This window comes from Acinetobacter halotolerans (genome assembly GCF_004208515.1).
Taxonomy (GTDB): Bacteria; Pseudomonadota; Gammaproteobacteria; order Pseudomonadales; family Moraxellaceae; genus Acinetobacter; species Acinetobacter halotolerans.
On the sequence record NZ_SGIM01000001.1, the window covers coordinates 354,551 to 380,291 of the forward strand.

At 41.2% G+C, this 25,741-nt stretch carries 21 protein-coding genes; 14 read left to right on the forward strand and 7 right to left on the reverse strand.

The features are described from left to right. Window positions 1-34: 34 nt before the first annotated feature. The 3 genes from aroE to ribA form a co-directional block, all read right to left on the reverse strand. A complete protein-coding gene (gene aroE / locus EXE30_RS01660; RefSeq protein ID WP_130160919.1) occupies window positions 35-823 on the reverse strand; it encodes a shikimate dehydrogenase in 789 nt (262 codons plus the stop codon). Between the two features lie 133 nt (window positions 824-956). After that, a complete protein-coding gene (hemF, locus tag EXE30_RS01665) occupies window positions 957-1,898 on the reverse strand; it encodes an oxygen-dependent coproporphyrinogen oxidase (protein ID WP_130160920.1) in 942 nt (313 codons plus the stop codon). A 126-nt stretch (window positions 1,899-2,024) separates the two neighbouring features. Next, the gene (gene ribA / locus EXE30_RS01670) at window positions 2,025-2,627 is read right to left on the reverse strand and encodes a GTP cyclohydrolase II (protein ID WP_130160921.1); all 603 of its coding nucleotides are present in this window, start codon (window positions 2,625-2,627) and stop codon (window positions 2,025-2,027) included. Between the two features lie 304 nt (window positions 2,628-2,931). Between ribA and dxs the strand changes: the two genes are divergently transcribed. From dxs to EXE30_RS01720, 9 genes are all read left to right on the forward strand, one after another. Further along, window positions 2,932-4,827 (forward strand): 1-deoxy-D-xylulose-5-phosphate synthase, encoded by a 1,896-nt coding sequence (gene dxs / locus EXE30_RS01675; protein ID WP_130160922.1) that lies wholly within the window; start codon window positions 2,932-2,934, stop codon window positions 4,825-4,827. A 159-nt stretch (window positions 4,828-4,986) separates the two neighbouring features. Then, on the forward strand, window positions 4,987-5,817 hold the full coding sequence (locus EXE30_RS01680) for an inositol monophosphatase family protein (RefSeq protein WP_121928862.1): 831 nt from the start codon (window positions 4,987-4,989) through the stop codon (window positions 5,815-5,817). Window positions 5,818-6,447: 630 nt separating this feature from the next. After that, window positions 6,448-8,427: a DEAD/DEAH box helicase gene (locus EXE30_RS01685; RefSeq protein ID WP_130160923.1), complete on the forward strand. Its 1,980-nt coding sequence runs from the start codon at window positions 6,448-6,450 to the stop codon at window positions 8,425-8,427. A 406-nt stretch (window positions 8,428-8,833) separates the two neighbouring features. Further along, window positions 8,834-9,652, forward strand: a complete 819-nt coding sequence (locus EXE30_RS01695; protein ID WP_130160925.1) for an ABC transporter ATP-binding protein — start codon at window positions 8,834-8,836, stop codon at window positions 9,650-9,652. Further along, on the forward strand, window positions 9,649-10,425 hold the full coding sequence (gene mlaE / locus EXE30_RS01700; RefSeq protein WP_130160926.1) for a lipid asymmetry maintenance ABC transporter permease subunit MlaE: 777 nt from the start codon (window positions 9,649-9,651) through the stop codon (window positions 10,423-10,425). Before EXE30_RS01695 ends, mlaE begins: the two co-directional genes overlap by 4 nt. After that, the gene (gene mlaD / locus EXE30_RS01705) at window positions 10,425-11,087 is read left to right on the forward strand and encodes an outer membrane lipid asymmetry maintenance protein MlaD (RefSeq protein WP_130160927.1); all 663 of its coding nucleotides are present in this window, start codon (window positions 10,425-10,427) and stop codon (window positions 11,085-11,087) included. The genes mlaE and mlaD overlap by 1 nt, the downstream gene beginning before the upstream one ends. A 20-nt stretch (window positions 11,088-11,107) precedes the next feature. Then, complete coding sequence (locus EXE30_RS01710; RefSeq protein WP_130160928.1) at window positions 11,108-11,740, forward strand: MlaC/ttg2D family ABC transporter substrate-binding protein; 633 nt, start codon at window positions 11,108-11,110, stop codon at window positions 11,738-11,740. 11 nt (window positions 11,741-11,751) lie between these two features. Next, window positions 11,752-12,039 (forward strand): STAS domain-containing protein, encoded by a 288-nt coding sequence (locus EXE30_RS01715; protein ID WP_130160929.1) that lies wholly within the window; start codon window positions 11,752-11,754, stop codon window positions 12,037-12,039. 122 nt (window positions 12,040-12,161) lie between these two features. After that, window positions 12,162-14,072, forward strand: coding sequence for an acyltransferase family protein (locus tag EXE30_RS01720; RefSeq protein WP_130160930.1), 1,911 nt, complete (start codon window positions 12,162-12,164; stop codon window positions 14,070-14,072). 91 nt (window positions 14,073-14,163) lie between these two features. On the opposite strand, the gene EXE30_RS01725 is transcribed toward EXE30_RS01720, so the two are convergent. Continuing rightward, window positions 14,164-15,180: a CorA family divalent cation transporter gene (locus EXE30_RS01725; RefSeq protein WP_130160931.1), complete on the reverse strand. Its 1,017-nt coding sequence runs from the start codon at window positions 15,178-15,180 to the stop codon at window positions 14,164-14,166. A 378-nt stretch (window positions 15,181-15,558) separates the two neighbouring features. Between EXE30_RS01725 and EXE30_RS01730 the strand changes: the two genes are divergently transcribed. Then, window positions 15,559-15,954 carry an NUDIX hydrolase gene (locus EXE30_RS01730; protein WP_171457308.1) on the forward strand — a complete coding sequence of 132 codons (396 nt, stop codon included), beginning with the start codon at window positions 15,559-15,561 and terminating at the stop codon, window positions 15,952-15,954. Here EXE30_RS01730 and EXE30_RS01735 read toward each other — a convergent pair. After that, complete coding sequence (locus tag EXE30_RS01735) at window positions 15,908-16,594, reverse strand: ComF family protein (protein ID WP_130160982.1); 687 nt, start codon at window positions 16,592-16,594, stop codon at window positions 15,908-15,910. The two genes, EXE30_RS01730 and EXE30_RS01735, sit on opposite strands and share 47 nt — an antisense overlap. Then, window positions 16,587-18,632 carry an ATP-dependent DNA helicase RecG gene (gene recG, locus EXE30_RS01740; RefSeq protein WP_130160933.1) on the reverse strand — a complete coding sequence of 682 codons (2,046 nt, stop codon included), beginning with the start codon at window positions 18,630-18,632 and terminating at the stop codon, window positions 16,587-16,589. Before recG ends, EXE30_RS01735 begins: the two co-directional genes overlap by 8 nt. A gap of 18 nt (window positions 18,633-18,650) precedes the next feature. Here recG and EXE30_RS01745 point away from each other — a divergent pair, with 18 nt between their 5' ends. Then, window positions 18,651-19,466, forward strand: a complete 816-nt coding sequence (locus EXE30_RS01745; protein ID WP_130160934.1) for an NAD-dependent epimerase/dehydratase family protein — start codon at window positions 18,651-18,653, stop codon at window positions 19,464-19,466. Between the two features lie 128 nt (window positions 19,467-19,594). Continuing rightward, on the forward strand, window positions 19,595-20,575 hold the full coding sequence (locus EXE30_RS01750) for a putative solute-binding protein (protein ID WP_130160935.1): 981 nt from the start codon (window positions 19,595-19,597) through the stop codon (window positions 20,573-20,575). 44 nt (window positions 20,576-20,619) lie between these two features. Here EXE30_RS01750 and plsB read toward each other — a convergent pair whose 3' ends face one another. Next, on the reverse strand, window positions 20,620-23,175 hold the full coding sequence (gene plsB, locus EXE30_RS01755) for a glycerol-3-phosphate 1-O-acyltransferase PlsB (RefSeq protein ID WP_130160936.1): 2,556 nt from the start codon (window positions 23,173-23,175) through the stop codon (window positions 20,620-20,622). 313 nt (window positions 23,176-23,488) lie between these two features. On the opposite strand from plsB, the gene EXE30_RS01760 reads away from it, so the two are divergent. Together EXE30_RS01760 and EXE30_RS01765 are read left to right on the forward strand one after the other, a co-directional pair. Continuing rightward, window positions 23,489-24,361, forward strand: coding sequence for an acyl-CoA thioesterase (locus tag EXE30_RS01760; protein WP_130160937.1), 873 nt, complete (start codon window positions 23,489-23,491; stop codon window positions 24,359-24,361). A 128-nt stretch (window positions 24,362-24,489) separates the two neighbouring features. Then, complete coding sequence (locus tag EXE30_RS01765) at window positions 24,490-25,713, forward strand: dicarboxylate/amino acid:cation symporter (RefSeq protein ID WP_130160938.1); 1,224 nt, start codon at window positions 24,490-24,492, stop codon at window positions 25,711-25,713. The last annotated feature ends 28 nt before the right edge of the window (window positions 25,714-25,741 follow it).

Genomic DNA, 25,741 nt, shown 5'->3' on the forward strand with positions numbered 1-25,741 from the left:
CTGCATCATGCAGGTTCTTTTTTTGGAGATTGATTTATAAGAAATCTTTTAGTTCAGGTTTAACTGCGTTCCAAATATAAAAGGCTTCGATGGCTTGTCCAACCAGCATGCCAAACCCATCAGTAGATGGAACTTGACGTGCTTGGGCTTGATCAAGAAAACTAGAGGGCTTGCCATAGGCCATTTCATAAGCATGATGGAAAATTAAACTTTCAGGAAGTTGTAAAGCATCACCTGTTAAGCTTGCCGATGTTGCGTTAATCACCAAATCAAATTCACCAGAAAGTTGTTCTAAGCCAATCGCACTCAACTCAGCCTGTACTACAGCATCTTTTAAATCATTGACCAGTTGTTCAGCACGGGCTAGGGTACGATTCGCAATAACAATTTTTTTTGCGCCTGCCTGTACCAATGGGTAGATTACACCGCGCGTTGCACCACCTGCCCCTAAAATTAAAATACGGCTATTTTCAAGATTCCAACCAAGTGCTTGAATCGCAGCAACGAGTCCTTGACCATCGGTATTGTCGCCGTAGAGTTTGCCATCCTGCATCCACAGCGTATTTACCGCTTTGGCAATCTTGGCACGTTCTGTTAGTTGGTCGCACAATGCAAATGCTTGTTCTTTAAAAGGAACGGTGACATTCATGCCGATGCCACCTTGAGAAAAGAATGTCTTAGTCGTCGTTTCAAAACCATCTAAAGGCGCAAGAATTTTTTTATAGTTCAAATCAACGCCAGTTTTTGCTGCAAAAGCATGATGTAGTTCAGGTGAGCGAGATTGTTCAATTGGATTTCCAATTACAGCAAATTGTTTGGTCATACTTTTACCTAAAACTTTATAAATGATCTGTTTGGTATGGATTGTACTTGATGTTTAACGGCACTAAATATACGACAATCTGAGAGTCTAAAAAAAGCATCTATATTTAGATGCTTTAAAAATAAGAAAGTATTTAGTTGTTTAAACCTAACCAATCTCTCGGCTTTAAATAATAATCAGTGAGGCGTTTTTCGATCGAATCCGCATCCCATTCAGGGCGATAAGACCAACCTGCGAGATTTGGTAAACTCACTAAGATGGATTCAATCCGTCCACCTGTTTGTAGGCCGAATAAAGTGCCGCGGTCATAAACTAAATTATATTCAACATAACGACCACGGCGATACAGTTGGAATTCACGTTGCGCTTCGGTATAAGGCTGCTCACGATGCTTTTCAAAAATCGGTAAGATCGCCTCTAAATAACCATTTCCCACCGCTTGTATATATTTAAAGCAGGTTTCGAAATCCCATTGGTTGAGATCATCAAAGAACAGACCACCTACACCACGTTGCTCGTCACGGTGTTTTAGATAGAAATAATCATCACACCATTGTTTATGTTCTGCATACACATCATCACCAAATGGTTGACATAGGTCATACGCAGTTTGATGCCAGTTTTGAATGTCCTGATCATCTGGATAGAACGGTGTGAGGTCAAAGCCACCACCAAACCACCACACAGGATCTTGCCCTTCAGGTTCAGCCACAAATAAGCGTACGTTGGCATGTGAGGTTGGGATATTTGGATTTTTCGGGTGAATGACCAGTGACACACCTAAAGCCTGAGCCTTTGCACCAGCGATTTGTGGGTGGCGTTCAGTGGCAGAGGCGGGAAGCTTGCTGATATTGATGTGGGAGAACATCACTCCACCTTTTTCAATCACTTCACCATTTTGCAAAACCCGTGAGCGACCACCGCCCCCCTCGGTTCGTTGCCAATCATCAATGATAAACTCAGCGGTTCCGCCGCCTGCACGTTCCTGTTGCTCTAGTCCTGCACAAATTCGTGCTTGAAGATCGAGTAAAAACTCGCGTACACGTTGAATATCAGCCGAAGTTGGATGCTGCATGATGATCCTCTTGAGGTGATCTAGGAATTAGTGATATCAAAACATAAAACCATAATAAAAGTAAGGGATTTTTATAAGAATAAAAATCCCTTACTTACTTTATCTTTATTAATTTATAAAAATGAATTAAAAATCATCCTTTTGATAAAGATGATCCATACGCTCACGTTTAGTTTTTAAATATTGCTCATTGAATGGATTATGTCCAACAGTCAGGGGAACACGCTCAATCACATTAATTCCAAGATCGGTTAATGCTTTAAGCTTCAAAGGATTATTGGTGATTAATTTTACTTCTTTAATTTGGAGATGATCGAGCATAATGCTGCACATATCGTAGCGACGCGCATCAGCAGGTAGATTTAACAATAGGTTTGCATCAACGGTATCATGACCTTGATCTTGCAAAGCATAGGCACGAATTTTATTGGTCAAACCAATCCCGCGGCCTTCTTGACGTAAATATAAAATTACACCTTGTCCAGCCTCATTAATCAGGCGTTGCGTGGCTTGTAATTGCGGACCACAATCGCACTTAAGCGAAGCGAAAGCATCACCTGTTAAGCATTCTGAATGGATGCGAACTAACACAGGTTGTGTTGGAGTCTTATCTAAACCTTTTGAAAGCGCCACATGCTCTTCGCCCGTTTCAGGGTCTTGAAACACAGAAATATTGAAGTCACCAAAAGCGGTTGGTAGCTTTGATGTTGCAATAAATTCAATCGGCACAGAGAGCTCACTCGTATCATAAAAACAATCAAAGTATAGCTTAATGTGTGAAGATTGCGTGAATCGGAATTTCTGATTTTTCACATAAGTTTTTCTTTTTCATAGAAAGCACACAATAATGGTTGATAAACAGTGACATAATTCAGGATAATCTGCTAGCCAGTCTTTGAGATTGGTCTAAGAATGTTCAGCACTGCATCATTCGCACATGTGGCTGATTGAAGGTAGATCATATTTAATTGTATGATTGCCCCCATTTAACCCAGCTTCGGATTTGCCAGGCTTAAAAAGGCTTTGCCACATTATGTTGTATACCGAAATTCCAACTGAACGTCCTGTGACGGTACTGTTAGATGAAATTGATCATCCACAACAGTTACGACAGCTCGCGCAAAGCCAACTCGCACAAGTGGCGGATGAGTTACGACAATATATTTTGTATGCAGCAGGACAAAGTGGTGGTCACTTCGGCGCAAATCTAGGCGTCATTGAACTTACTGTTGCCTTACATTATTGCTTTAATACGCCGCGTGACCGTTTGGTTTGGGATGTGGGGCATCAAGCTTATCCGCATAAAGTTTTAACTGGTCGTCGTGAGCAAATCACAACAATCCGCAGTAAAAATGGCTTAGCTGCTTTTCCAGCACGAGATGAATCTGAATTTGATACCTTTGGTGTTGGGCATTCATCTACTGCAATTTCTGCAGGGCTGGGGATGGCACTCGCTCGTCGATACCAAAAAGATCCTTGTGATGTGGTAGCGATTGTAGGTGATGGCGCAATGACAGCAGGTATGGCATTTGAAGCCATGAACGATGCGGTTGCTCATGATGCAGATTTGATTGTGGTCCTTAATGACAATGACATGTCGATTTCTTGCAGTACGGGTGGTTTTGCAAAACACCTAGCCGCGATTTGGGAGTCAGGTCAGCTTGTCAATCTAAATGAGCTCGGTGAAGCCTATATTCAACCACATCCGAAATGGACTTATAACTCGCGTTTACACCAGTCCGCAACTGATGCAGCAGACAATTTATTTAAAGCGATTGGTTTTGACTATTTTGGTCCATTTGATGGTCATGATGTCGAGCAACTCGCACAAGTTTTTCATGCGTTGAAAAAGCGTAAAGGGCCACGTTTAGTTCATATTTATACTAAAAAGGGCAAAGGTTTCGCTCCAGCAGAAGCAGATCCAATCACGTATCATGCAATTACTAAAATTGCACCAGCAGCTTCCGCACCAATCAAAAAATCCCCTCCTAAATATTCTGATGTATTTGGACAATGGTTGTGTGATGAGGCGGCGCAAGATGAGCGCTTACTGGCGATTACCCCAGCGATGTGTGAAGGATCGGGCATGGTGAAATTTGCCCAGCAATATCCCGAACGTTTTTTTGATGTCGCGATTGCAGAACAACATGCAGTGACATTAGCAGCAGGTATGGCGTGTGAAGGTTTAAAACCAGTTGTTGCAATCTATTCAACCTTCTTGCAACGCGGTTATGATCAATTGATCCATGATGTTGCATTACAAAATTTGGATGTGACTTTTGGTATTGATCGTGCAGGTTTAGTCGGTGAAGATGGTCCAACGCATGCTGGTGCATACGATTATGCCTTTATGCGCACTGTCCCGAATATGGTGATCATGGCACCAAAAGATGAAAATGAATGTCGACAAATGCTACATACCGCCTACCTGTATAATGGACCGACTGCGGTTCGTTATCCGCGTGGTGCAGGTGTAGGTGTCGATATTCAAGACAAAATGACTGCTCTAGAGATTGGTAAAGCGGAAGTCGTTGCAGAATTTAATGTAGATGCAGCACAACAGATCAGTATTTTGGCTTTTGGTAGCCGAGTGACAGCATCAGTCCAAGCCGCAGAGTTATTTGCAAATAAACATTCAATCGGTATCCGCGTTATCAATATGCGTTTTGTGAAACCACTTGATGAGCACATCATTCGTGAGTTAGCTGATAGTACGCAGCTTTTTGTCACGGTTGAGGAGCATGCTGTGATGGCAGGTGCGGGTAGTGCAGTAAATGAATTTTTGGCACAGGCTAAAATTGTTAAACCAATCTTGAATTTAGGTTTGCCAGATGCATTTTTGCTTCAAGCTTCCCATCAACAAATGTTGCAAGACTGTGGTTTAGATAGTCAAGGTATTTTGACTTCAATTGAAAAAGCTTGGTTTTAATCAATAAAACCAAGTAAATGCAAGTGCATTTGATAATGGCAATTGCCCACTAAATTTTTAGCAACATTTTTTCCCTAAAAGCGCTCAGATTTGATAGAATGCGGGCGCTTTTATGCATTATTCTTTGTCAAAATCTTCGAAATTTGTAGTGGGTGTTCAATGGAACCTATGGTGGTGATGGCTGCGCGTGCGGCTCAAACAGTTGGTCAAGAGCTTTTAAAGGCACATCAAAATCGTCATAAACTCGATTTGCAAGTTGAAGATAAAGGCATTGATGGTCCAGTAACGCGTGTTGACCGTTACTTGGAACAACTCACTATCGATACTCTCCGTAAAAGTTATAAAAACCATAGTTTTCATGGTGAAGAGTTTGGATTTCAAGAAGGTAAAGGACACGATGCTGATTGGTGTTGGGTTATAGATCCTTTAGATGGCACACAAAACTTTATCAATGGTTTCCCACATTTCTGTATTTCTATCGCTGTACAGCACAAAGGCGTAACGCAACACGGTGTGATCTATGATCCGGTACGTGATGAATTATTCTCTGCAAGTCGCGGCCGTGGCGCAGTCATGAATCAGCGTCGTATCCGTGTGAATACAAGTGAAACTTTAGAAAATACTTCTCTTGCTGTTGGTCATCCATTTCGTGCACAACGTGATGGAGAAATCGTTTCGTATGCTGAACAGCATTTTGCTTCATTATTGGCTGTAACTAAAGCAGGTGCACACATCCGCCGTGCGGGTTCTGCTGCTTTAGATTTGGCTTATGTTGCAGCAGGTCGTTTTGATGGTTTCTTTGAGTTGGGCTTAAAACCGTGGGATATCGCTGCGGGTGAGTTGATTGTGAAAGAAGCTGGCGGTGCGATGGTTGATGCCCGTGGTGGTAATGATTCATTTGAAAATGGTCAAGTGATTGCTTGTTCATTGAAAATGTTAAAACCATTGATGCAAGCAGTTGTTCCTGCTTGGGGTGTTGCTGCGAAGTAATTTGAAATTTTAAAAAAGCCCTCAAATCTTGAGGGCTTTTTTTATGCGAGATTGGAATATCAGGTGAAATAAATTGCTCATCTATTTTATTGGTCCTGATGGAGTTGGCAAAACGACAATATCGAATTATTTCGACAGACGTTAGGCCTGAACAGGTCGCTCAAAACGTTAGACTAATAGTGGATACACGACTCTAGATCATTTGTTGATAAATAAAACATATAAGTTATATTGATTAAATAACTGATAAATGGCTTATTTTTGTTGAAAGGTCGCTTATTGGGCGATGAATAAAGACAACTTAATAGGAAAAACAATTAAAAAGCGTGACATTCTTAAACTTTCTGCTATACTCCGCCCACGCACTGAAATTCCAGTTCATTACCTGAACATTCTGTTCTATTCATATTTTGCGCTCGCTGTCCATAGAGAGGACCACATCTTGCGCCCAAATCGCTTAGCGATTCTTCAGGTTGAAGCAGTAATCAAGCGTGCGTTTAGTCCACATCGTCGTTATTCGGATCGCCGCTGAATCTCATTTATTTTCAGCTTGAGTCGCTTTGCCGCCTGTTGCCGATGTCTATTTTTTGTATTTATTAAAATGGAGCACCCACAAGGGTGAAACTCTCTATGAGCAAAACTTTTGCCGAATTTTCATTACATGAAACCTTACAACAAGCGCTTGAAGGTTTAGGTTTTACAACCCCAACTCCTGTACAAGAACAAGCAATTCCTGCTGCGTTAGAAGGAAAAGATTTATTGGTTTCTAGCCAGACAGGTTCTGGTAAGACAGCAGCATTTTTATTGCCTACACTTAATTCTTTAGCGGGCGAAGAAGCATTTGCTTCTTTTAAAGACCGCATGAAAGCTGTGACTCAACCTACGATTTTAGTGATTTCTCCTACTCGTGAGTTGGCACAACAAGTAAGTCAAGATGCGATTGCATTGGTACGTCACATGAAAGGTGTTCGTATTGCTGCGATTATGGGCGGTATGCCTTTTGGTAAACAAATTCAACAGCTTAAAGGTGCGCAAGTTGTCGTTGCAACGCCTGGTCGTTTGCTTGATCTTGTTAACCGTCGTCAAATTAAATTAGATAAAGTTGAATCATTAATCGTTGATGAAGCAGACCGTATGCTTGATCTAGGTTTCTCTGAAGATCTAGAAGCAATTGGTGAATTGGCTGCAAATCGTAAACAAACATTGATGTTCTCTGCGACATTTGCAGATCGTATTATTCGTCTTGCTGAACGTATGATGAATAACCCTGTACGTATCGCAATCGAAACTGGTCATAGTACCAATACTGATGTTACTCAAACATTGCATTGGACTGATGGTTTCGAGCACAAGAAAAAATTACTTACGCATTGGTTGTCTGATGAATCAGTAGATCAAGCAGTTGTATTTGCGAGCACGCAAGAAGATACCGATATGCTTGCTGAAGAGTTAGCTGAAGCGGGTCACTCTGTTGTTGCGTTGCACGGTGCAATGCCACAAACAGTTCGTAACCGTCGTTTACGTAGTATCCGTGAAGGTCGTGCAAAAATCTTAGTTGCGACAGATGTTGCAGCGCGTGGTTTAGACGTACCAACCATTTCTCACGTGATTAACTTCGGTTTACCAATGAAAAATGAAGACTATGTACACCGTATCGGTCGTACAGGTCGTGCAGGTCGTTCAGGTCAAGCAATTACTTTAGCGACTTACCGTGAGCGCGGTAAAATTCGTGCTTTAGAAGATTATTTGGATGCACGTTTAAGTGTTTCTGAAATCGAAGGTTTAGAGCCATCTCCACCTCCTGCTCGTTCAGGTCGTGATGGTGGTGGTCGCGGTCGCAGTGGTAATGGCGGTGCAGGCCGTGGTCGTAGCGGCAATGGTGGCGGCGGTCGTCGTTTTGAAGGCGAAAGCAACTTCAAACGTCGTGAAGGTGGTGATGACCGTCCACGTCGTAGCTTTGATGATAAACCACGTGGTGATCGTCCATCTTATGGTGATGATCGTCCTAAGCGTGATTTTGGTGATCGTCCACCACGCCGTGAAGGTGGGTTTGGTGATCGTCCACAACGTAGCTTTGGTGGCGAAGATCGTCCACGTCGCGATTTTAATTCAGACCGTCCACGCCGTGAAGGTGGTGTAGATGATCGTCCTAAGCGTACTTTCGGTGGTGAAGATCGTCCGCGTCGTGATTTTGGTGATCGTCCACCGCGTCGTGAAGGTGGTTTCAATGATAAACCGCGTTTTGACTCGAATGATGATAACCGTGGTAACCGCGTAGACTATAAACCACGTCGTGAGGGTGGTTTTGGTGATCGTCCTAAGCGTGATTTTGGTGATCGTCCAGCAGCTCCACGTGAAGGTGGTTTTGGTGACCGTCCGAAACGTAGCTTTGCTGGTGATGATCGTCCGAAACGTACTTTCGGTGGTGAAGACCGTCCTAAGCGTACTTTCGGTGGCGAAGATCGCCCGAAACGTACTTTCGGTGGTGAAGATCGTCCTAAGCGTACTTTCGGTGGCGAAGATCGTCCGAAACGTGATTTTGGTGATCGCCCAGCAGCACCGCGTGAAGGTGGCTTCGGTGGTGACCGTCGTCGGAAAAACGATTATTAATTGATAAAAAAGAAGCCAGTTGAAAAACTGGCTTTTTTATTTATGCTTAGTCATGTAAAATCATAAAAATGTGCACTAATTCAAACTTTATACAAGAAATGAATAGGATGAAACAGAATAACAGTCTTTTAAATCAAATATGGTCTTTTACTTGTCATGAAGGATTGCCATGTCTATTTGTGATTATGATGATATGTAATGGTTTATTTTTTGCCTATGCGGTCTTTGATCAAAGTAATCCTGATCGTTTAAATGCAAATTTGCATCAAATTACGAGCGAAGTTGATCCAAAGAATAACTACATAAATTAAATAATCTTCATACATCCCTTATCAAAATAAAAACAACGATTTAATCTTTCGGTGTATAGTATGCGTGCATAAAAAGTGCAGGAATGAATGCCATTATGAATAACAAATCTCCTCTCGATACTGAAGCCTTAATTGAAGTTAGAAACTTGAGCTTTAATCGAGGAGAACGCGTCATTTATGACGATATCAGCCTAAAAATTCGACGTGGTCAAATTACAGCAATTATGGGACCATCGGGTACAGGTAAAACGACTTTATTACGTTTGATTGGAGGACAGTTAAGTCCAGATCAAGGTGAAGTTTTACTCGATGGTAAAAATATTGCCTCAATGTCACGTCTTGAATTGTTTGCTGCACGTGCGCGTATGGGAATGTTATTTCAAAGTGGCGCATTATTTACAGATATGTCTGTGTATGAAAATGTTGCATTTCCGATTCGAGCACACACCAAGTTGTCTGAGCACCTGATTGCAGAATTGGTCGCCTTAAAACTCGAATCTGTAGGGTTGCGCGGTGCTGAACAACTCATGCCTTCAGAACTATCAGGCGGGATGAATCGCCGCGTTGCTTTAGCACGTGCGATTGCACTTGATCCTGAATTGATTATGTATGACGAACCCTTTGCAGGCCAAGATCCGATCGTGAAAGGGATTTTGACGCGTTTGATTCGTTCACTACGAGAAGCATTAGATTTAACGACAATTATTGTTTCGCACGATGTGGCAGAGACTTTGTCGATTGCAGATTACATTTATGTTGTTGCAGAAGGCAAAATTCAGGGCGAAGGTACACCTGAACAATTAAAAACACATGCTTCACCATTTGTTCGTCAGTTTTTAACAGGTTCAGTTGAGGGACCTGTCGAATATCAATTTACTCACCAAGCTTATTTAGATAACGAGGTTCGTCCATGAATGCGATTGCCTGGTTAGGTAGACTCGTTATTGAGCGAATAAAGGGGATTGGTGCTGCGTCACTGATGCTCCTACAAATTTTATTTTCAATGCCATCGAAAGGTGGTTTTCAACGCTTTATTTATCAGATGTATCGTGTTGGGGTGATGTCTTTATTGATCATCTCAGTTTCTGGTTTATTTATTGGCTTAGTGTTGGGTTTACAAGGTTACTCGATTTTGGTCAATGTCGGCAGTGAAGCAATGCTAGGCACCATGGTGTCTTTAACTTTGCTGCGTGAACTTGCACCTGTGGTTGCTGCGTTGTTATTTGCAGGACGTGCAGGTTCAGCTTTGACGGCGGAAATTGGTTCCATGAAACAGAGTGAGCAACTGGCCAGTATGGAAATGATTGGTGTTGATCCACTGCGTCAAATCGTATCTCCACGCTTATGGGCTGGGATCGTGAGCTTGCCGATGTTGACTGTGATTTTTGCTGCTATTGGTATTGTAGGCGGCAAAATGGTTGGGGTCGATTTTCTCGGGGTGGATGAAGGTTCATTCTGGGGCGGTATGCAAAGTAGTGTGCAGTTCGGACACGATGTTGTAAATGGCATTATTAAAAGTATTGTTTTTGCTCTGATTTGTACATGGGTGGCGGTGTATCAAGGTTATGCCTGTGATCCAACTCCCGAAGGTATCGCGACGTCTATGACCAGAACAGTCGTATATTCTTCACTTTGTGTATTAGGTTTTGATTTCGTGTTGACTGCGGTCATGTTCGGAGGGATTTAATGAAATCACGTATTAGTGAGCTGGCCGTAGGTATTTTTGTCATTATCTTCGGTATTGCGTTGTTTTTTCTTGCGATGAAAGTCAGCGGCTTGGCAGGTACCAACCTGCGTGATAGTTATAGTATGACGGCTCAATTTGACAACGTAAATGGTTTAAAAGCACGTGCAAAAGTGACCATGAGTGGTGTAACGATTGGTCGTGTTGAGTCTATTACGCTTGATCCAGTCTCGCGCCTCGCAACCGTCAAATTTGATTTAGATGGGAAACTCACCAGCTTCAATGCAGAGCAGCTAAAAGTAGTGCAACAAAATGCGCTTGAAGAATTGCGCTATAGTTCGGATTATCAGCAAGCTGATGCGACGAAACAAAAAGCAATGGAACAGCAACTGATCAGTAACATGACCTCCATTACCAGCCTCGATGAAGATGCTTATATAATGGTAGCAACCAATGGTTTATTGGGTGAGAAATATTTGAAAGTCATTCCAGGTGGTGGCGTTGACTACTTAAAACGTGGTGATGTCGTTTCAAATACCCAAGGCACAATGGATCTAGAAGATTTAATCAGTAAGTTTATTACTGGTGGTGGTGCAAGCAAAGTTGCGTCAGGCACTGAAACTTCAGCTTCACAGTCAGATGACGAACCATCTTTTGCTGAATAATCGTATTTAGGAGTTTTAAAGTGAACACATTATTGAAACAAACTCTAACAGCTAGCGTATTATCAACCATGCTTGCGAGTACAGCATTTGCAGCACCGACAGAGACGCCTCCGGATTTTGTTAAACGTGTGGCTGATGGTTTGGTTACGCGCTTAAAAGCAGATCATGCAAAGCTGCAAAATAACCCTCAATTAGTAAAAACGATTATCCGTCAAAACCTTGATCCTTTTGTTGATTCACAAGCTTTTACACGTATCGTGCTAGGAACGTATGCCAATAATCAGCATACCAATGCAGCGCAACGTGCTCAGTTTGAGAAAAACTTCCGTGAAGTGATTATTGAAAACTACGGTAGTGCATTTGCAAAATATACCAATCAAAGTTATACCATGCGTCCTTATAAAGCCAGCAACAGCAAAAATCCAGTTGTGACTTTGGACTTTTTAAACAATGGTGAAAAGATTCCAGTATCATTCCAATTGATTGATAAAGGTGATCAATGGAAAATCCGTAATGTGAATGTGGCAGGTATCGACTTAGGTTTGCAATTCCGTAACCAGTTTGCTGCTACAGTTCAGCGTAATGGTGGTGATATCAATAAAGCGATTGCGACTTTTAAACCTGATGCAGATGCTGCAGTCGCTAAAAAATAAGTAGGTGAAGGGTGATTCAGTATATCGATCAACAACTCATCGTTCCTAAGACGATTGATTTTGAAAATGCAGAGCAAGTTTATCAATCTGGTCTCGTGCATATTCAACAACATAAGCACTTTCCTTTGGTTGTTGATCTTACTCAGCTTGAACAGGGAAGTACTTTATCTTTGGCGGTTTTGGTGCAATGGTTGCGCCAAACACCTGAAAGTAAAGGGCTACATTTTAAAAATGTCCCTGAGAAAATGTTGAAAATCATCCAAGCGTGTCATTTAGAAGATGATCTTATTTTGCTTTGATATTGTATGAATCGAAAAAAGAGCTTTTTTATAAAGCTCTTTTTTTACGAGAAAATGTTACCACGACATTATATTTATACTTACAATGCTTGCTTTGAAATTGGTGTAAGAATATTTCATATATGACTTTCCGTTATGATATTAATAGCTTAAGAGCAATAGCAGTACTTGCTGTTGTTTTCTTTCATTTTAATCCTGAATGGCTATCAGGCGGTTTTGCGGGAGTCGATGTTTTCTTTGTTATTTCCGGTTTTTTAATGACATCCATTCTCTTTAATGAAATGGAAAAAAATACCTTTAATATATTTAAATTTTATATTGCTCGGGCAAATCGTATTATCCCTGTATTGGCTGTCATGGGAGCTGTACTTCTTGTCTTTGGGTGGTTTTATCTATTGCCTACTGACTATAAAGACTTAGGCCGACAAGTTGAAAAAAGCTCACTATTTACCTCAAATATATTGTTTACCAAAGGGGACGGGTATTTTGATAGTAATGAGAAAACCAAATGGTTGTTACATACATGGTCGCTTTCAGTAGAGTGGCAGTTTTATATTTTTTTCCCAGTTATTCTATTGGTTCTAAAACGGTTTTTCACTTTACAGAAAATTAAATGTATTATCTTGGCGCTATGTGCGATGAGTTTCTGTTATGCCATTTACGCGACAGATAAAAATAGTCAAAGCGCTTATTTTTTGTTGTCCTCTCGTGCATGGGAAATGTTATTTGGTGGCTTAGCATTTTTATATCCTATGCCAACTAAAATGTTTAAATATCGTGTTTTGATGCAATGGATCGGGATTATTTGTATTTTAGCATCCTATTTTTTGTTTTCAGCACAAACACCTTGGCCGAGTTATTGGGCTTTATTACCTGTGTTAGGCGCTTATCTTATTATTTTAAGTGCCAGTCAAAGAAATATATTTCTAAACAATGCATTGTTTAATGCGATTGGAAAGTGGTCATATTCAATTTATGTCTGGCATTGGCCACTCGTTGTTGCTGGTCTATATTTCTCTTGGAATAATTGGGCTATATATGGTATTTGTTTATCAATCGCAATTGGTTATGTAAGCTATAAATATATCGAACAAATTAAATTTAAAAAGTTCACAACTTGGAAAGACATTTATAAGGTAAAACCCTTGTATATGGTTTTAGTTTTATTTCTTTGTGGTTATGGGGTTAAAAAAACCAATGGTGTTGAATCTCATTATTCACCTCATATCCTCAAAATTCTCGATGAAGTCAATAATACGAATCCTTATAAATGCGATCCTGGTTTTCGAGATCCTCGAATTATACCGTGTCAGATTGGGCAAGCTCACCCAATCAAGGCGATTGTGTTGGGAGATAGTCACGCGAATGCAGTCGCAACTTCTGTTGCTGCGGCTTTTGACTTAAAAAAAGAAGGGGTGCTGACTTTAACAAAATCAGGTTGTCCGTATATTTTAGGTGCAAAATTTAGTAATGAGAACTGTGAAGCGATTAACCAAGAGCGTTCGATATTGTTGCAGAAAGAAAAAGGTATTCCGATCTTTCTGATTAATCGCTACGCTCTGCAATTAGAGGGGGAGAATGATCCAGAAAAAGTAGATCATAAGAACCCACTCGAAATTTATTTCAATCAAGAAGATGAATCTAAAGCAGAGACTTATCTTGGCTTTGAGCAGCATTTGCAGTCTAGTATTTGTGCTTTAACTAGAACTAATCCTGTGTATTTGGTTTTACCAATTCCTGAAATGGGCTTTGATGTGCCAGAAACGATGGCGAAACAGGTCTTATTTCAGCATAAGCGCAATGATCTTTCGATTTCTCTTGCAACCTATCAGGCAAGAGTTGGGAAAGTGAATGCGATTTTAGGTCGTGTTGCAGCTCAATGTGGAGCACATATTCTGAACCCAAGCGCGACTTTATGTAAAACAGGGAAGTGTATTGCTGAATATCAAGGACGACCGATTTATCGAGATGGGGATCATTTAAGTGAATATGGAAATAAATTACTAACCCCGATGTTTAGATCTGCTTTATAGCAATAACCAACTAAACCTTGAATTTTCAGCCTCCATTGTGCTCTATATATGGAGGCGTTTTATTTTAAGAATAGGGGTGTCACTAGTAAGACTAAATCCATTTTTTCCAGCGGAAATAAAGCGTTGGCCCGATTAAAAAGGTGGTGACCAAGGTAATTACAATCCAGAAGCTCGTATTACCTTGAGCAAACGGCAAAACGTCAGTATTCATACCATAAATACTAGCAATCAACATCGGTGGCGCAAGCATACTTGGTAAAATTGAGAAACGTTTAAAGGTCTCATTCATTTCAGTATTTGCAAAACCAGTGGTGATATCGAGTAAGAATTTAAGTTTTTGAAACAGGAACGCATTATGTTCTAGTAAAGAACGAACATCCTCACTCATTTCTCGAATATCTGCATCATAAATATGACTACCCAAGGCGCGTGGACGTGACAGAAAAGTCAACACACGACGTAAGTCTGTAAGACAGAGTTGTGCTTTTCCTAACATATCTTCTTGATGCGCAAGGTTTGTGATCATGTCGTCAAGATCAAGAATTTGTTCACGGTGATGATCATTCAGGACTTCTGCAGAATATTCCTCGAGATAACGGTGGGTGTCTTCTAAGATATCTGAAAGTTCATCTAGTTTAGCTTCTAATAAGCCCAATAAAATCCAAACAGGATCTTTATAGTCCATCTCATAATCATTACGTCTCGCTCTTGCTCGAAATGCTCGAAATGCGACTAATTTTTCACCACGAAGTGTGATGAGCCGGTTTTTCTCAAGCAAGAAAGCAACTGTATGTACGGTTGCTGCAAGGGTATTTTCAAGATCTTCTTGTTCTCGATCTGATTGGAAATTTTTATTCTTGGTGAGAAAGTAAGTACTGATATGTAAAATACCTTCATCATCACGATAAAAACGTGCTGATGAGGAAATGTCTTCAAGTGATTTTAGGGTGGGTAAATTGCGATCGTAGGCCTCGAGAACCCATTGTTGTTCTTCTTGGGAGGGCGCAATTAGGTCAATCCAAACCAACTCTGGGTGTAGATCAAATCCACCATTGATTGTTGCATCTTCTAGACTACCGCGCTCTGTGGCATAAAAGGCTTCAAGCATGTCTTTTTTCCTCGCGCAGTCAATATAAGGCCTTCTGCATTTTACAGAAAGTCAGCGTGTATTTTAGACAAGGATGAAACGAAAAACACTTGCCTAAACGTTATTTTCTCAAAAAACATGTTTTGTAGCTTACTTTAGCAGCATGACAATTGGATAAAACAATTTTATTACTGAGAGTTTCATCTATTCTTTTGCTCATTCTACACGCAGTCATGATTTCATTTATTTTTAAATGGCTTTAATGCTGGCATAAGAGTAGAAAGTCGCTTAATGAGGATAAATATAGCGCTGAGGAGCATGCATGTTTATTGGGTTGTTTTCTGCATTTTCGAGATCTAAAATAGCCTGCTATTGAAACTCATGTTCGAGGAAGTCTCATTGAAAACGATTACTGTTGCTGCCGCGATTATCTTGAACGATCAGAATCAATTATTATTGGTTCGTAAACAGAATACACAGGCATTTATGCAAGTCGGCGGTAAATTAGAAGAAAATGAAGCCCCCGAGCTTGCGATTCAGCGTGAGATTTTGGAAGAAATTGGTTGTGAATGTGAGATTAAACATTTTGTTGGACAGTTTGAAACTGCCGCAGCCAATGAGCCAGATCATGTTTTGGTGAGTTATGTTTATTCGGTTCAATTAAAACAAAAGCCGCAGATTGCAGCTGAAATTGCTGAGATGAAATGGATTGATTTGACTGATCAAGCAACACATTTGGCGCCACTGACTAGCGAAGTTGTGATTCCATGGTGTCAGCAAAATCGATTGAGCTAGGGCGATCTTTTACTTGTCCCGCTGCGAGACACGCGGCATAAATTTTTTGACAGCCAAGTTGTTCTAAAGCCTGAGAAAGTGCGGTGATAGAGCTGCCTGTGGTCATCACATCATCTAAAATCAGCACTGTTCTATAGCAAATTGTATTGGATGATTTGGCAACAAACTGCTGTTCAATATTCTCCAGTCTTTCTATGCGTGATAATCCTTTTTGCGAATGTTGTGCCAAGCGCTGTATCGGTTGCCAAACAGGGATTTTTAATGTTTTACCGAGCGCTTTGGCTAATAGTAGTGTTTGATTGAAACCTCGTTCTACTAAACGATCGGTTGAAATGGGCATCGGAACGATTGCGTGGACTTTTGGAAGTCGAAGCCGTAACAACAAACCATTTAATAATCTTTGATGCTGTAATTTTTGCTCATATTTGAACTGTTGAATAATACGATTGATCGGATAGTCATAATGACAAGCGACATATACTTGTTGTTGATTGCGTTGGATTTGTTGTTTTAACCACGGCAATTGTTGCCAACAGCTTTGACAAACACCAAACTGTTGCTTGATGCCGACCTCACATAGACTACATGGCGTCACATAATCAAAAAGTCGTTGTGCGTGTGTACTGAGGGATTTAAACATAGGCATAACGCGGTGCTTTAGGTAACCAGCGTTTGAGTAATCCTGCTGCGTGTTGTGGGTAATCTTTTAAAATCTGTTCCGCAACGTAGTGTGCTTGAGTTAGTAGGTGGTCATCACGTTCTAACCTTGCAACACGAAAGCCCATATCACCAGTTTGTTTGGTACCTAATAGCTCGCCAGGCCCCCGTATTTCTAAGTCTTTTTCAGCAATCACGAAACCATCATTACTTTCACGCAAAATAGAAAGCCGCTCCTGACCATTTTGCGACAAAGGGACTTTGTACAATAATGCGCAGAAACTCGCAGTGGCGCCACGTCCCACGCGACCACGGAGTTGGTGGAGTTGTGAAAGTCCTAAACGTTCTGCATTTTCAATCACCATAATCGATGCATTGGGAACGTCCACACCAACCTCGATGACAGTAGTGGCAATGAGCAGTTGTAGTTGGTTGTCTTTAAAGGCTTGCATGACTGATTGCTTCTCATCGGCTTTCATTTTTCCATGCACCAGTCCGATGTTTATATCGGGAAAGCGTTCTCTGATTTCCTGATAGGTAGCTTCTGCCGCTTGAGCATCTAGAGTTTCAGACTGTTCCACGAGTGTGCATACCCAATAAGCCTGTTTGCCTTCTCGGCAGTTGGTTGCGATTCGTTGTAGGACTTGTTCACGACGATCTAATGGAATAGTCACGGTTTGAATCGGTGTACGTCCTGGTGGCAGTTCATCAATAACCGATGTATCTAAATCACCATAAGCACTCATAGCGAGGGTGCGGGGAATAGGGGTTGCCGTCATGACCAACTGATGGGGCGTAAATTGATCTACGCCTTTATTTCTAAGTGCAAGGCGCTGATCCACGCCGAAGCGATGTTGTTCATCAATGATTACTAAGCCAAGTTTGGAAAATTCAACATTGTCTTGGAATAGCGCATGTGTGCCGACGATGAGCTGCGAATGTCCTTCTTTAATCTGTTGTTCGGCGTGCGTACGTGCTTTACCTTTCTGTTTGCCCGATAGCCATGCAACTTGAATCCCTAAAGGTTCGAACCAACGTTTAAAGTTCAAATAATGCTGTTCAGCTAAGATTTCAGTGGGTGCCATCAATGCCACTTGCCAATCTGCTTCTAGCGCATGACAGGCCGCTACTGCAGCGACCAAGGTTTTACCTGCACCGACATCGCCTTGAACTAAGCGTAACATTGGTTGATCTTGTTTTAGATCTTGTAAAATTTCTTTAGAAACACGTTTTTGCGCATTGGTCATTTGAAAGGGGAGCGCTTCTAAGAGTTTTTTTGCTAGAACTTTGCTGCTGCTAAAACGTGGCGCAGCGATCTGTCGAATAAAAGCACGACGAGTAAGTAAACTAATCTGGTGAGCCACTAATTCTTCAAAGATTAAGCGTTGCTGTGCGGGATGTGAGCCTTGATTGAGTTGCAGCATATTGGCATCAACTGGCGGTTCATGAATGTAATGTAGTGCTTGTTTGAGTTCATAGCCATTGCTGTATTTACTCGGTAGCAGTTCAGGCAGATCATCACTATGATGTTTTAAAGCCTGACGAACATATTCACGTAACTTTGGCTGTGTCAGACCTTCAGTACTTGGATAAATCGCGGTGAGCTGCGTTTGAGGCAATGCGGTATGCTGGTGGATGACTTGGATTTCGGGGTGATACAGTTCTAAACCACGAGCACCAACGCGCACTTCACCAAAGATACGTAATCGAGCACCCATTTGGATGCGATCTGTTAAGCCTTTATAGATATGATAAAAACGCAAAGTAACTTTGCCGAAATCATCTTGCAATAAAGCGGCAAGGGATTTTTTCTTTCCCGGTGGGAAATCGACGGATCTGACCTCACCTTCAAGCAAATAGCTGCGTCCAACAACCAACTGATTCATCGGAATAATCGTGCTACGATCTTCATAGTCACGGGGAAGATGAAACAATAAATCATCCGTGCTAAAAATATGAAGCTTTTCTAATAAGGTTGCTGCGCTAGCACCAACGCCTTGTAACTGCTGGACTGAACTCATATTTGATCAAGGACATGTATGCATATTTTATTTATTGGTTATGGTAAAACATCTCAGCGTGTCGCTAAACACTTATTTGAGTGTGGTCACCACATTAGCACAATTAGTCGTAGTGAAAAAACAGATTGTTATGCGACTCATGCTATTCAAGACGTGCAGCGACTTGATTTAACAGCATTTCGTCCAATTGATGTGGTTTATGTGATTCTCGCACCATCTCAAAGTGGCATTGATGCTTATCAACAAACCTATGTTGATAGTGTTGAGCCGATTGTTCGGGCCTTAAAATCACATCCAGTACAACGCATCATTATCGTTTCTTCAACTCGGGTCTATGGGGAAAGTGCTGGTGAGCGAATCGACGATGATTCGTTGATTCAACCTGCGGATGAGCAAGGGCATTTGCTGCGTAAGATGGAGCTTCTATGGCAAGCCTACTATCCACAACACAGTATCATCGTTCGACCTGCGGGAATTTACGGGACATCGATTGTTCGATTAAAAAGATTGGCACAACAGACGCTTACTTATCCTACAGTTCATTATAGTAATCGGATTCATATCGATGACTTAGCCAAGTTTTTGGCCATGTTAGCTGATCTTTCAGAAGTAGAATCCAGTTATATTGTCAGCAACAATACGCCTTTACCGATGCATGAAATCCTACTTTGGTTTCAGCAACAACTTAATTTACCTCCTTTACAGCTTGTATCTAAACAACATACGGGCAAGCGAATTTATGCGACGAGACTGGCGAGAACAGCTTTTAAATTTGACCATTTGATTTGCTTTAATGACTATGCTGAGGCGCTAATGGCACATAGTAATAAATGAAATTTTGATTAAAATGTGACGTAGTTGTTCTTTTTGGATGGGATTCTTGATTTTTAATATCTGTGAGTACAGGGCTCATTGAAGCCGATATGTGTACATGGATTGCGCTAAGACATTAAGGGGTATATATGAAAAAAATAATTTGCTCGATGTTACTTGGCTTAATGACGACAATGAGTTGGGCGAGTGAAAAGGTATGGTGTGTATTTGATCCTTTGAGTACACAGGGGGATATTAGTCGCCGTTTACATGATATTCGATTACATGCGCAAAATAGCCAAGTCCAATTGAAATTTAAAACTTTCAAAAATGAAAACGAGGCGATCCATGCATTTGATCAAAAAGAATGTTCGGGTTTGGTCGCCTCGAATTTTAATACCTATCGTTATAATCAATTTATGGGTAGCACCAGTGGTATTGGTCTCATTCCAAATAATCGTACGGCACGTGTGTTTTTACAGCTGTTTACCAATCCGAACGTCGAAAAACGTATGATTGGTTCCGAGTATGAAGTGGTTGGCATGATTCCAGTGGGTACAGTCTATATGATCATGAATACCCAAAAGATCCAAAAAGTCTCACAACTAAAAAATAAGACTATTGGGATTTTGGTGGATAATCCACCGCAACTGGCTTTAGCACAAAGTGTGGGCGCAAAACCTGTTTATGTGGATTTTGCCAATGCCATAGACCTATTCAAGCAAAAGAAAATTGATATCTTGGGTGCACCAGCTTATGGCGTGTTGCCATATAACCTCAAGAAGGAATTTGGTGAAGCGACCCAAGTAGTCAATTTCCCATTAGCTTATTTTGCTGTCAATATTGTGATCCGCCCTCAGGGATATCCAGCGGGTTTTGGTCAGAATATTCGAACTTGGTTTGTCAAAAATAGCCATGTGTTGGCTGCACAAGCAATTCAATGGGAAAATCAATTGCCTGCGTATTATTGGGCGGACATTTCAGCTTATGAAAAGCAAGGTTATGATGCTTTGGTAATGCGAATTCGTAATCGTTTTGTGGCATCTGGCTATTATGATGCTTATTTTGTTGAACTAATCAAACGTTTAAGGTGTTTGGATGAACCCAAATACATCGAATGTCGAAGATAGATAAACAATAACGGCAACCGAAGTTGCCGTTATTGTTTTTGCTTTTAAGCTTTTTTACGTTTAAGGCGACGTTTGGCTTGTTGTGATGCCATTGCCTCTAAAGCAGTTGCAAGTTCTTCATCACTGAATGTGGTGATGTGTTGCAACATTTGTAAGGTGGTTTCATCTAAAACAAGTCGCGCACCTGCAGCCATTTCGCTGAAGTTATCATCATATTCAATGAAACCTTGTTCATTATTGCGAATATAATTTTGCTGAGTCAGCACCTTGATAAAACTCTGGAACAATGATTTATCAAAGAATTCTGGTGAGTTGAACTCATAAAGCACAGATAAACGCTGGCCTAACAAATGACTTAATTCTTCAACTTGCTTGGTCGAAATATTGCCAGAACCACGTTGCGTAATCAGGGCAAGCGTCATGTAGTAGCGTTCTAAACTTTGTTTGACCGGCATCGCCAAAGTTAAAAGCTTTTGATGCTCTTCGCTATTTGGCGTTGGGCTAAACAAGTTGTCATCATGATCTTGGAAAATCAGACCTAGCTGAACCAGCGCATCGATATAGCTATCAATGTGTTGCTGTAGTTCAGATGGCTGCCATTTCATAAACAGCTCGGCTTTTAAGAACGGATACAAGGTACGAATGACATTACTTAGATCTGCTTTATTAATCTTACCGTTATGCTCAACCAATGACGCAACCAAAGACGGTAATACAAAGGCATGCAAAATATTATTACGGAAATAGGTGAGCAATACCGCTTGATTATCTTCAATTGCAATAATATCGCCCAAGACATGCTGAACACGTTTGATCAGTTTAAGTTTTAAACCATAAGCAATGATTTCTTTACCTGATAATGATGTCACTTGCGTACGTTCATCATAAGGCTGTTGGGTGACGAGGTCTCGGTAGATATCGAGCTGTTTTATACAGATTTCCTCGTCCAGCGTATGTTTTGGTGTCGCCAATAACACCAAAGAAAGCAATGAAACAGGGTTAACAACCACAGCACGGTTAATGTTTTCTAAAATTAGATTGGCAGAGCTTGCAACCACATTGGAGATTTCGGCTGAAATAGGCGCATCATTTTTTTCGACGTGAACATTGTCTGCTTGATGCTGTTTTAAAATATCATCCAAGAAAACAGGTTCACCGAAGTTGACGTGAACTTTACCGAAAATTCTTTCGATTTTACGTAACGTTTTTAAGATACCAAAAATAGATTCAGCTTCTTTCGGCTTACCTTGCATTTCACCAACGTAGGTCGCGCCTTCCATCAAGCGTTCATAGCCAATATAAGTAGGTAAGAATACGATCGGTTTGGCAGGTCCACGAAGGTGACCTTGAATGGTCATTGCTAACATGCCTGTTTTAGGTGGAAGTAAACGTCCTGTACGGGAACGTCCGCCTTCAATAAAGTATTCGATCGGTGTGTTGCGAGATAAAATACTATATAAATATTCTTTAAATACAGATGTATAAAGTGCATTGCCGCGGAAAGAGCGGCGAATAAAGAATGCCCCACCACCACGTAATAACTGCCCCACAAACGGCATATTTAAATTATCACCCGCAGCGATATATGGAATCATCAAGCCGCGTTTATAAATCACATAGGACAATAATAAATAGTCAATATGGCTACGATGACATGGGGTATAGATAATTTCATAATCTTTTGCCAGCTCACGTACGGTACTAAAGTTATGTACTTCGACGCCGTCATAGAGTTGCGTCCATAAACGTGTCAGCGCCATATCGGCAAAACGTACAGCGGAAGCAGAATAGTCTGAAACGATTTCATTGACATAACCAATGGCACGACGTTCAGCCTCTAGCATGCTGATTTTATGATGAATGCTTTCACGGCGAATTGCATCTTGCACATCTGGTGCTTTGACCACGGACTGCATGACATTGCGGCGATCAGACAAATCAGGACCGAGCACAACTTCACGTTGTTGATCTAGATAAGTATCGAGTGAGCTTGCAATATACGTTGCAGGAGAAATATTTGGATGCTGTGTTTTGGCGTAATCGACCAATTCACGTAAACATTGGGGGTCATGGAATTCTAAGTAGGATTGACGACCATGTAAGCCAATATTGACCAGTTGCTTTACTGTACTCGGTGTTGCCCAAGTATCTGAAAATAATAATTTGAACCAAGAATCTTCTTTATCTGGAGAGCGTCCCCAAAGTACGGTTACAGGGATCAATTGAACTTCAATGTCAGGATTTTGCTCAAGGGCTTCGATCAGTTTTAATAAACGCGGAGGGTAAGTTTGGGTATTGAAGAAAATATTATCGTTCTGATGTAAAAAAAGGACTGAATTTTTTTCTTGATAGTTGCCAAAACTCAAAGGATCTAGCGCAGGTTTCAGCTTAAGGCGACGCGTCTCACCATCGACCACCAGCGCATTACTATGCGAATAGTTTTGTAATACATAGCATACGATTTTATTTGGATCGGCTGGGCTTTGTTCTGTTGTGGTGGATTCTACAGGAACTTCACCAAGAACATGCGGGGTTACCACAAGGTCAAGTAACTTACTCGAAAGTTGACGATACATCTGACCAAATCCTGTCTTGGACATTACGAACTCCTAAATATAACCCTAACATCAAGTCATGATGAACACGACATTCTGCTGTATTCTGACATAAAACGGTATGCTATTTTCTGACAAAATATAGCGTATTTGGTAGATTTTATCGTTAAAAATCGTATTTTTAGCGGGTATAAATATAATAATGCGATGGGTAAATCATTTTATCTTGGCTACAATCTATATTAATCGACTAATCTCGATTAATATGATTATTCTTGCTCCGCCCTAAGTTTTAAGCAAAATACCGCTTGGCTACGGCTCTCGTTACTTCTCCCCATTGTTGTAAAAAGGTGATTACATGAATGCTTTAACGCAAGAACTCGTTGAGCTTTTGACGCTGGAAAGGCTGGAAGCCAATATTTTTCGGGGCAATAGCCGCAACTTGGTTGGCAAACGTGTATTTGGTGGGCAAGTGCTTGGGCAAGCATTAAGAGCGGCCTCATATACTACAAATCGTCCTGCGCATTCTTTACATGCGTATTTCCTTTATGGCGGGGATGTTGATGCTCCGATTATTTATGAAGTAGATTCGCTTCGAGATGGAAAAAGCTTTGCCAGTCGTCAAGTACGAGCGATCCAACATGGGCGTACTATCTTTTCGGCAATGGTTTCTTTTGCCAATCCTGAAGAAGGCTTAAATTATCAACATAAAGAACCAGAATATCCTGCACCTGAAAGCTTGAAGTCGGAAAATGAACTGAAAGAAGCGATGATTAATTTTGTCCCTGAAAATGTTCGTGCCAGTTTTATGCGTGAACGTCATGTGGAAATTCGTCCAGTTCAGCCAGTTAATCCTTTTCAGCCGCAGCCTGAAGCGCCGTATTATGCACATTACATTCGAACCCATGGTGATATCGCTAAAAATGTAGATGAAATCTCATTGCATCAAGCGATCGTGGCATTTTATTCAGATTTCACACTGATGACCACAGCATTGCGTCCTCATGGCTTGTCATGGATTTCTCCAAATCTACAGTGTGCCAGTATTGATCATACGATTTATTTCCATCGCCCATTGCGTGCAGACGAATGGATGCTTTATGAAATGGAGGCCACCATTAGTGCGAGTTCTCGCGGGCTCAATTTTGGTCGGATGTGGCAAAATGGGCAATTGGTCTGTAGTACGGTCCAAGAAGGTTTGATTCGGCTCAGAGAAATCGAAACCCAATAACCAATAAATTTATACTAAGGCCATCATTCTGATGGCTTTTTTATGATATGGATGTGACAAAAAATTGCTCGATTCTTCAACATGAGCATGCCATAGTAGCAATAAGTTAAAAAACTTTATCAATCATAATGAATTTAAATACACAGATTTTACTGGCCGCTGTGCTCGGTGTGGCATTTGGTTTTTTGTTAAATGCTTACCCACAAACGATATTTGTTGACTATAGTTTATATGGGCTCGGTATTTTAAGTAGCATCTTCATTGGTTTGTTGAAAATGCTATTGATTCCTTTGATTTTTAGCTCAATTGTAGTTGGCGTTTCAAATTTACAAGCAGGTGGGCAATTTGGCCGCGTTTGGAAAATCACAGCGCTGAGTTCGATCACCACCACCACCTTGGCATTGATTCTTGGCATCAGCTGTGCACATCTTTTTGACGTGGGCAAGGGGATTGATATTCAAATTTTCCAAGCCGAGATGCAAAGTCATCAAACCCCAGACACGCTAACACCCTCTAGTTTTTTAACCAATTTTGTACAAAACACCCTGATCAATCCATTTAAAGCTTTTAGTGAAGGCAATGTTTTGGCGGTAGTTGTGTTTGCATTACTTTTGGGTGTTGCGTTGGTTAAAGGCGGAGAACGTTTTGCGCTCGTGCGGAATAGCTTTCAACAATTCTTTGAAATGATGATGATGCTGGTGGGTTGGGTGATGAAACTTGCACCGATCGGCATCTTCGCATTACTCGCCAAACTGATCGCCAGTGAAGATCTTTCAGTATTGAGTCGTTTAGTTGAGTTCGCGGCTGTGGTCACAGGAACCACCATTTTTCATGGTCTTGTTGTATTACCATTATTGTTGTGGATATTCGGTCGAATGGATCCGATTACCTTTTTTAAGGGGGCTAGAGCAGCCTTAGTGACTGCTTTTGCAACCAGTTCTAGTTCAGCGACCATGCCGCTTAGTTTGAAATGTGCACAAGAAAATCTTGGTGTTAGACCACAGACCGCAGGTTTTGTTATTCCGTTAGGTACGCAACTCAACATGGACGGCACGGCACTGTACGAAGCAGCGGCAGCATTGTTTATTGCTAATCTGATGGGCTTAGATTTATCCCTTACACAACAGATTATTGTCTGTTTGGTGGCGATCGTTGCGTCTTTGGGTGCACCTGGAATTCCAAGTGCAGGCATGGTCACCATGATTATGGTGTTGCAATCTGTGGGTTTACCTGCAGAGGCGATTGCAATTTTACTGCCTATTGATCGTTTATTAGATACAGTGCGTACAGTGGTAAATGTGCAGGGCGATATGATGATTAGTGTCGTGGTTGATCGGCACACACCTGAGTAAAAAAGCATAAATGGCAGCAGTTGAGCGA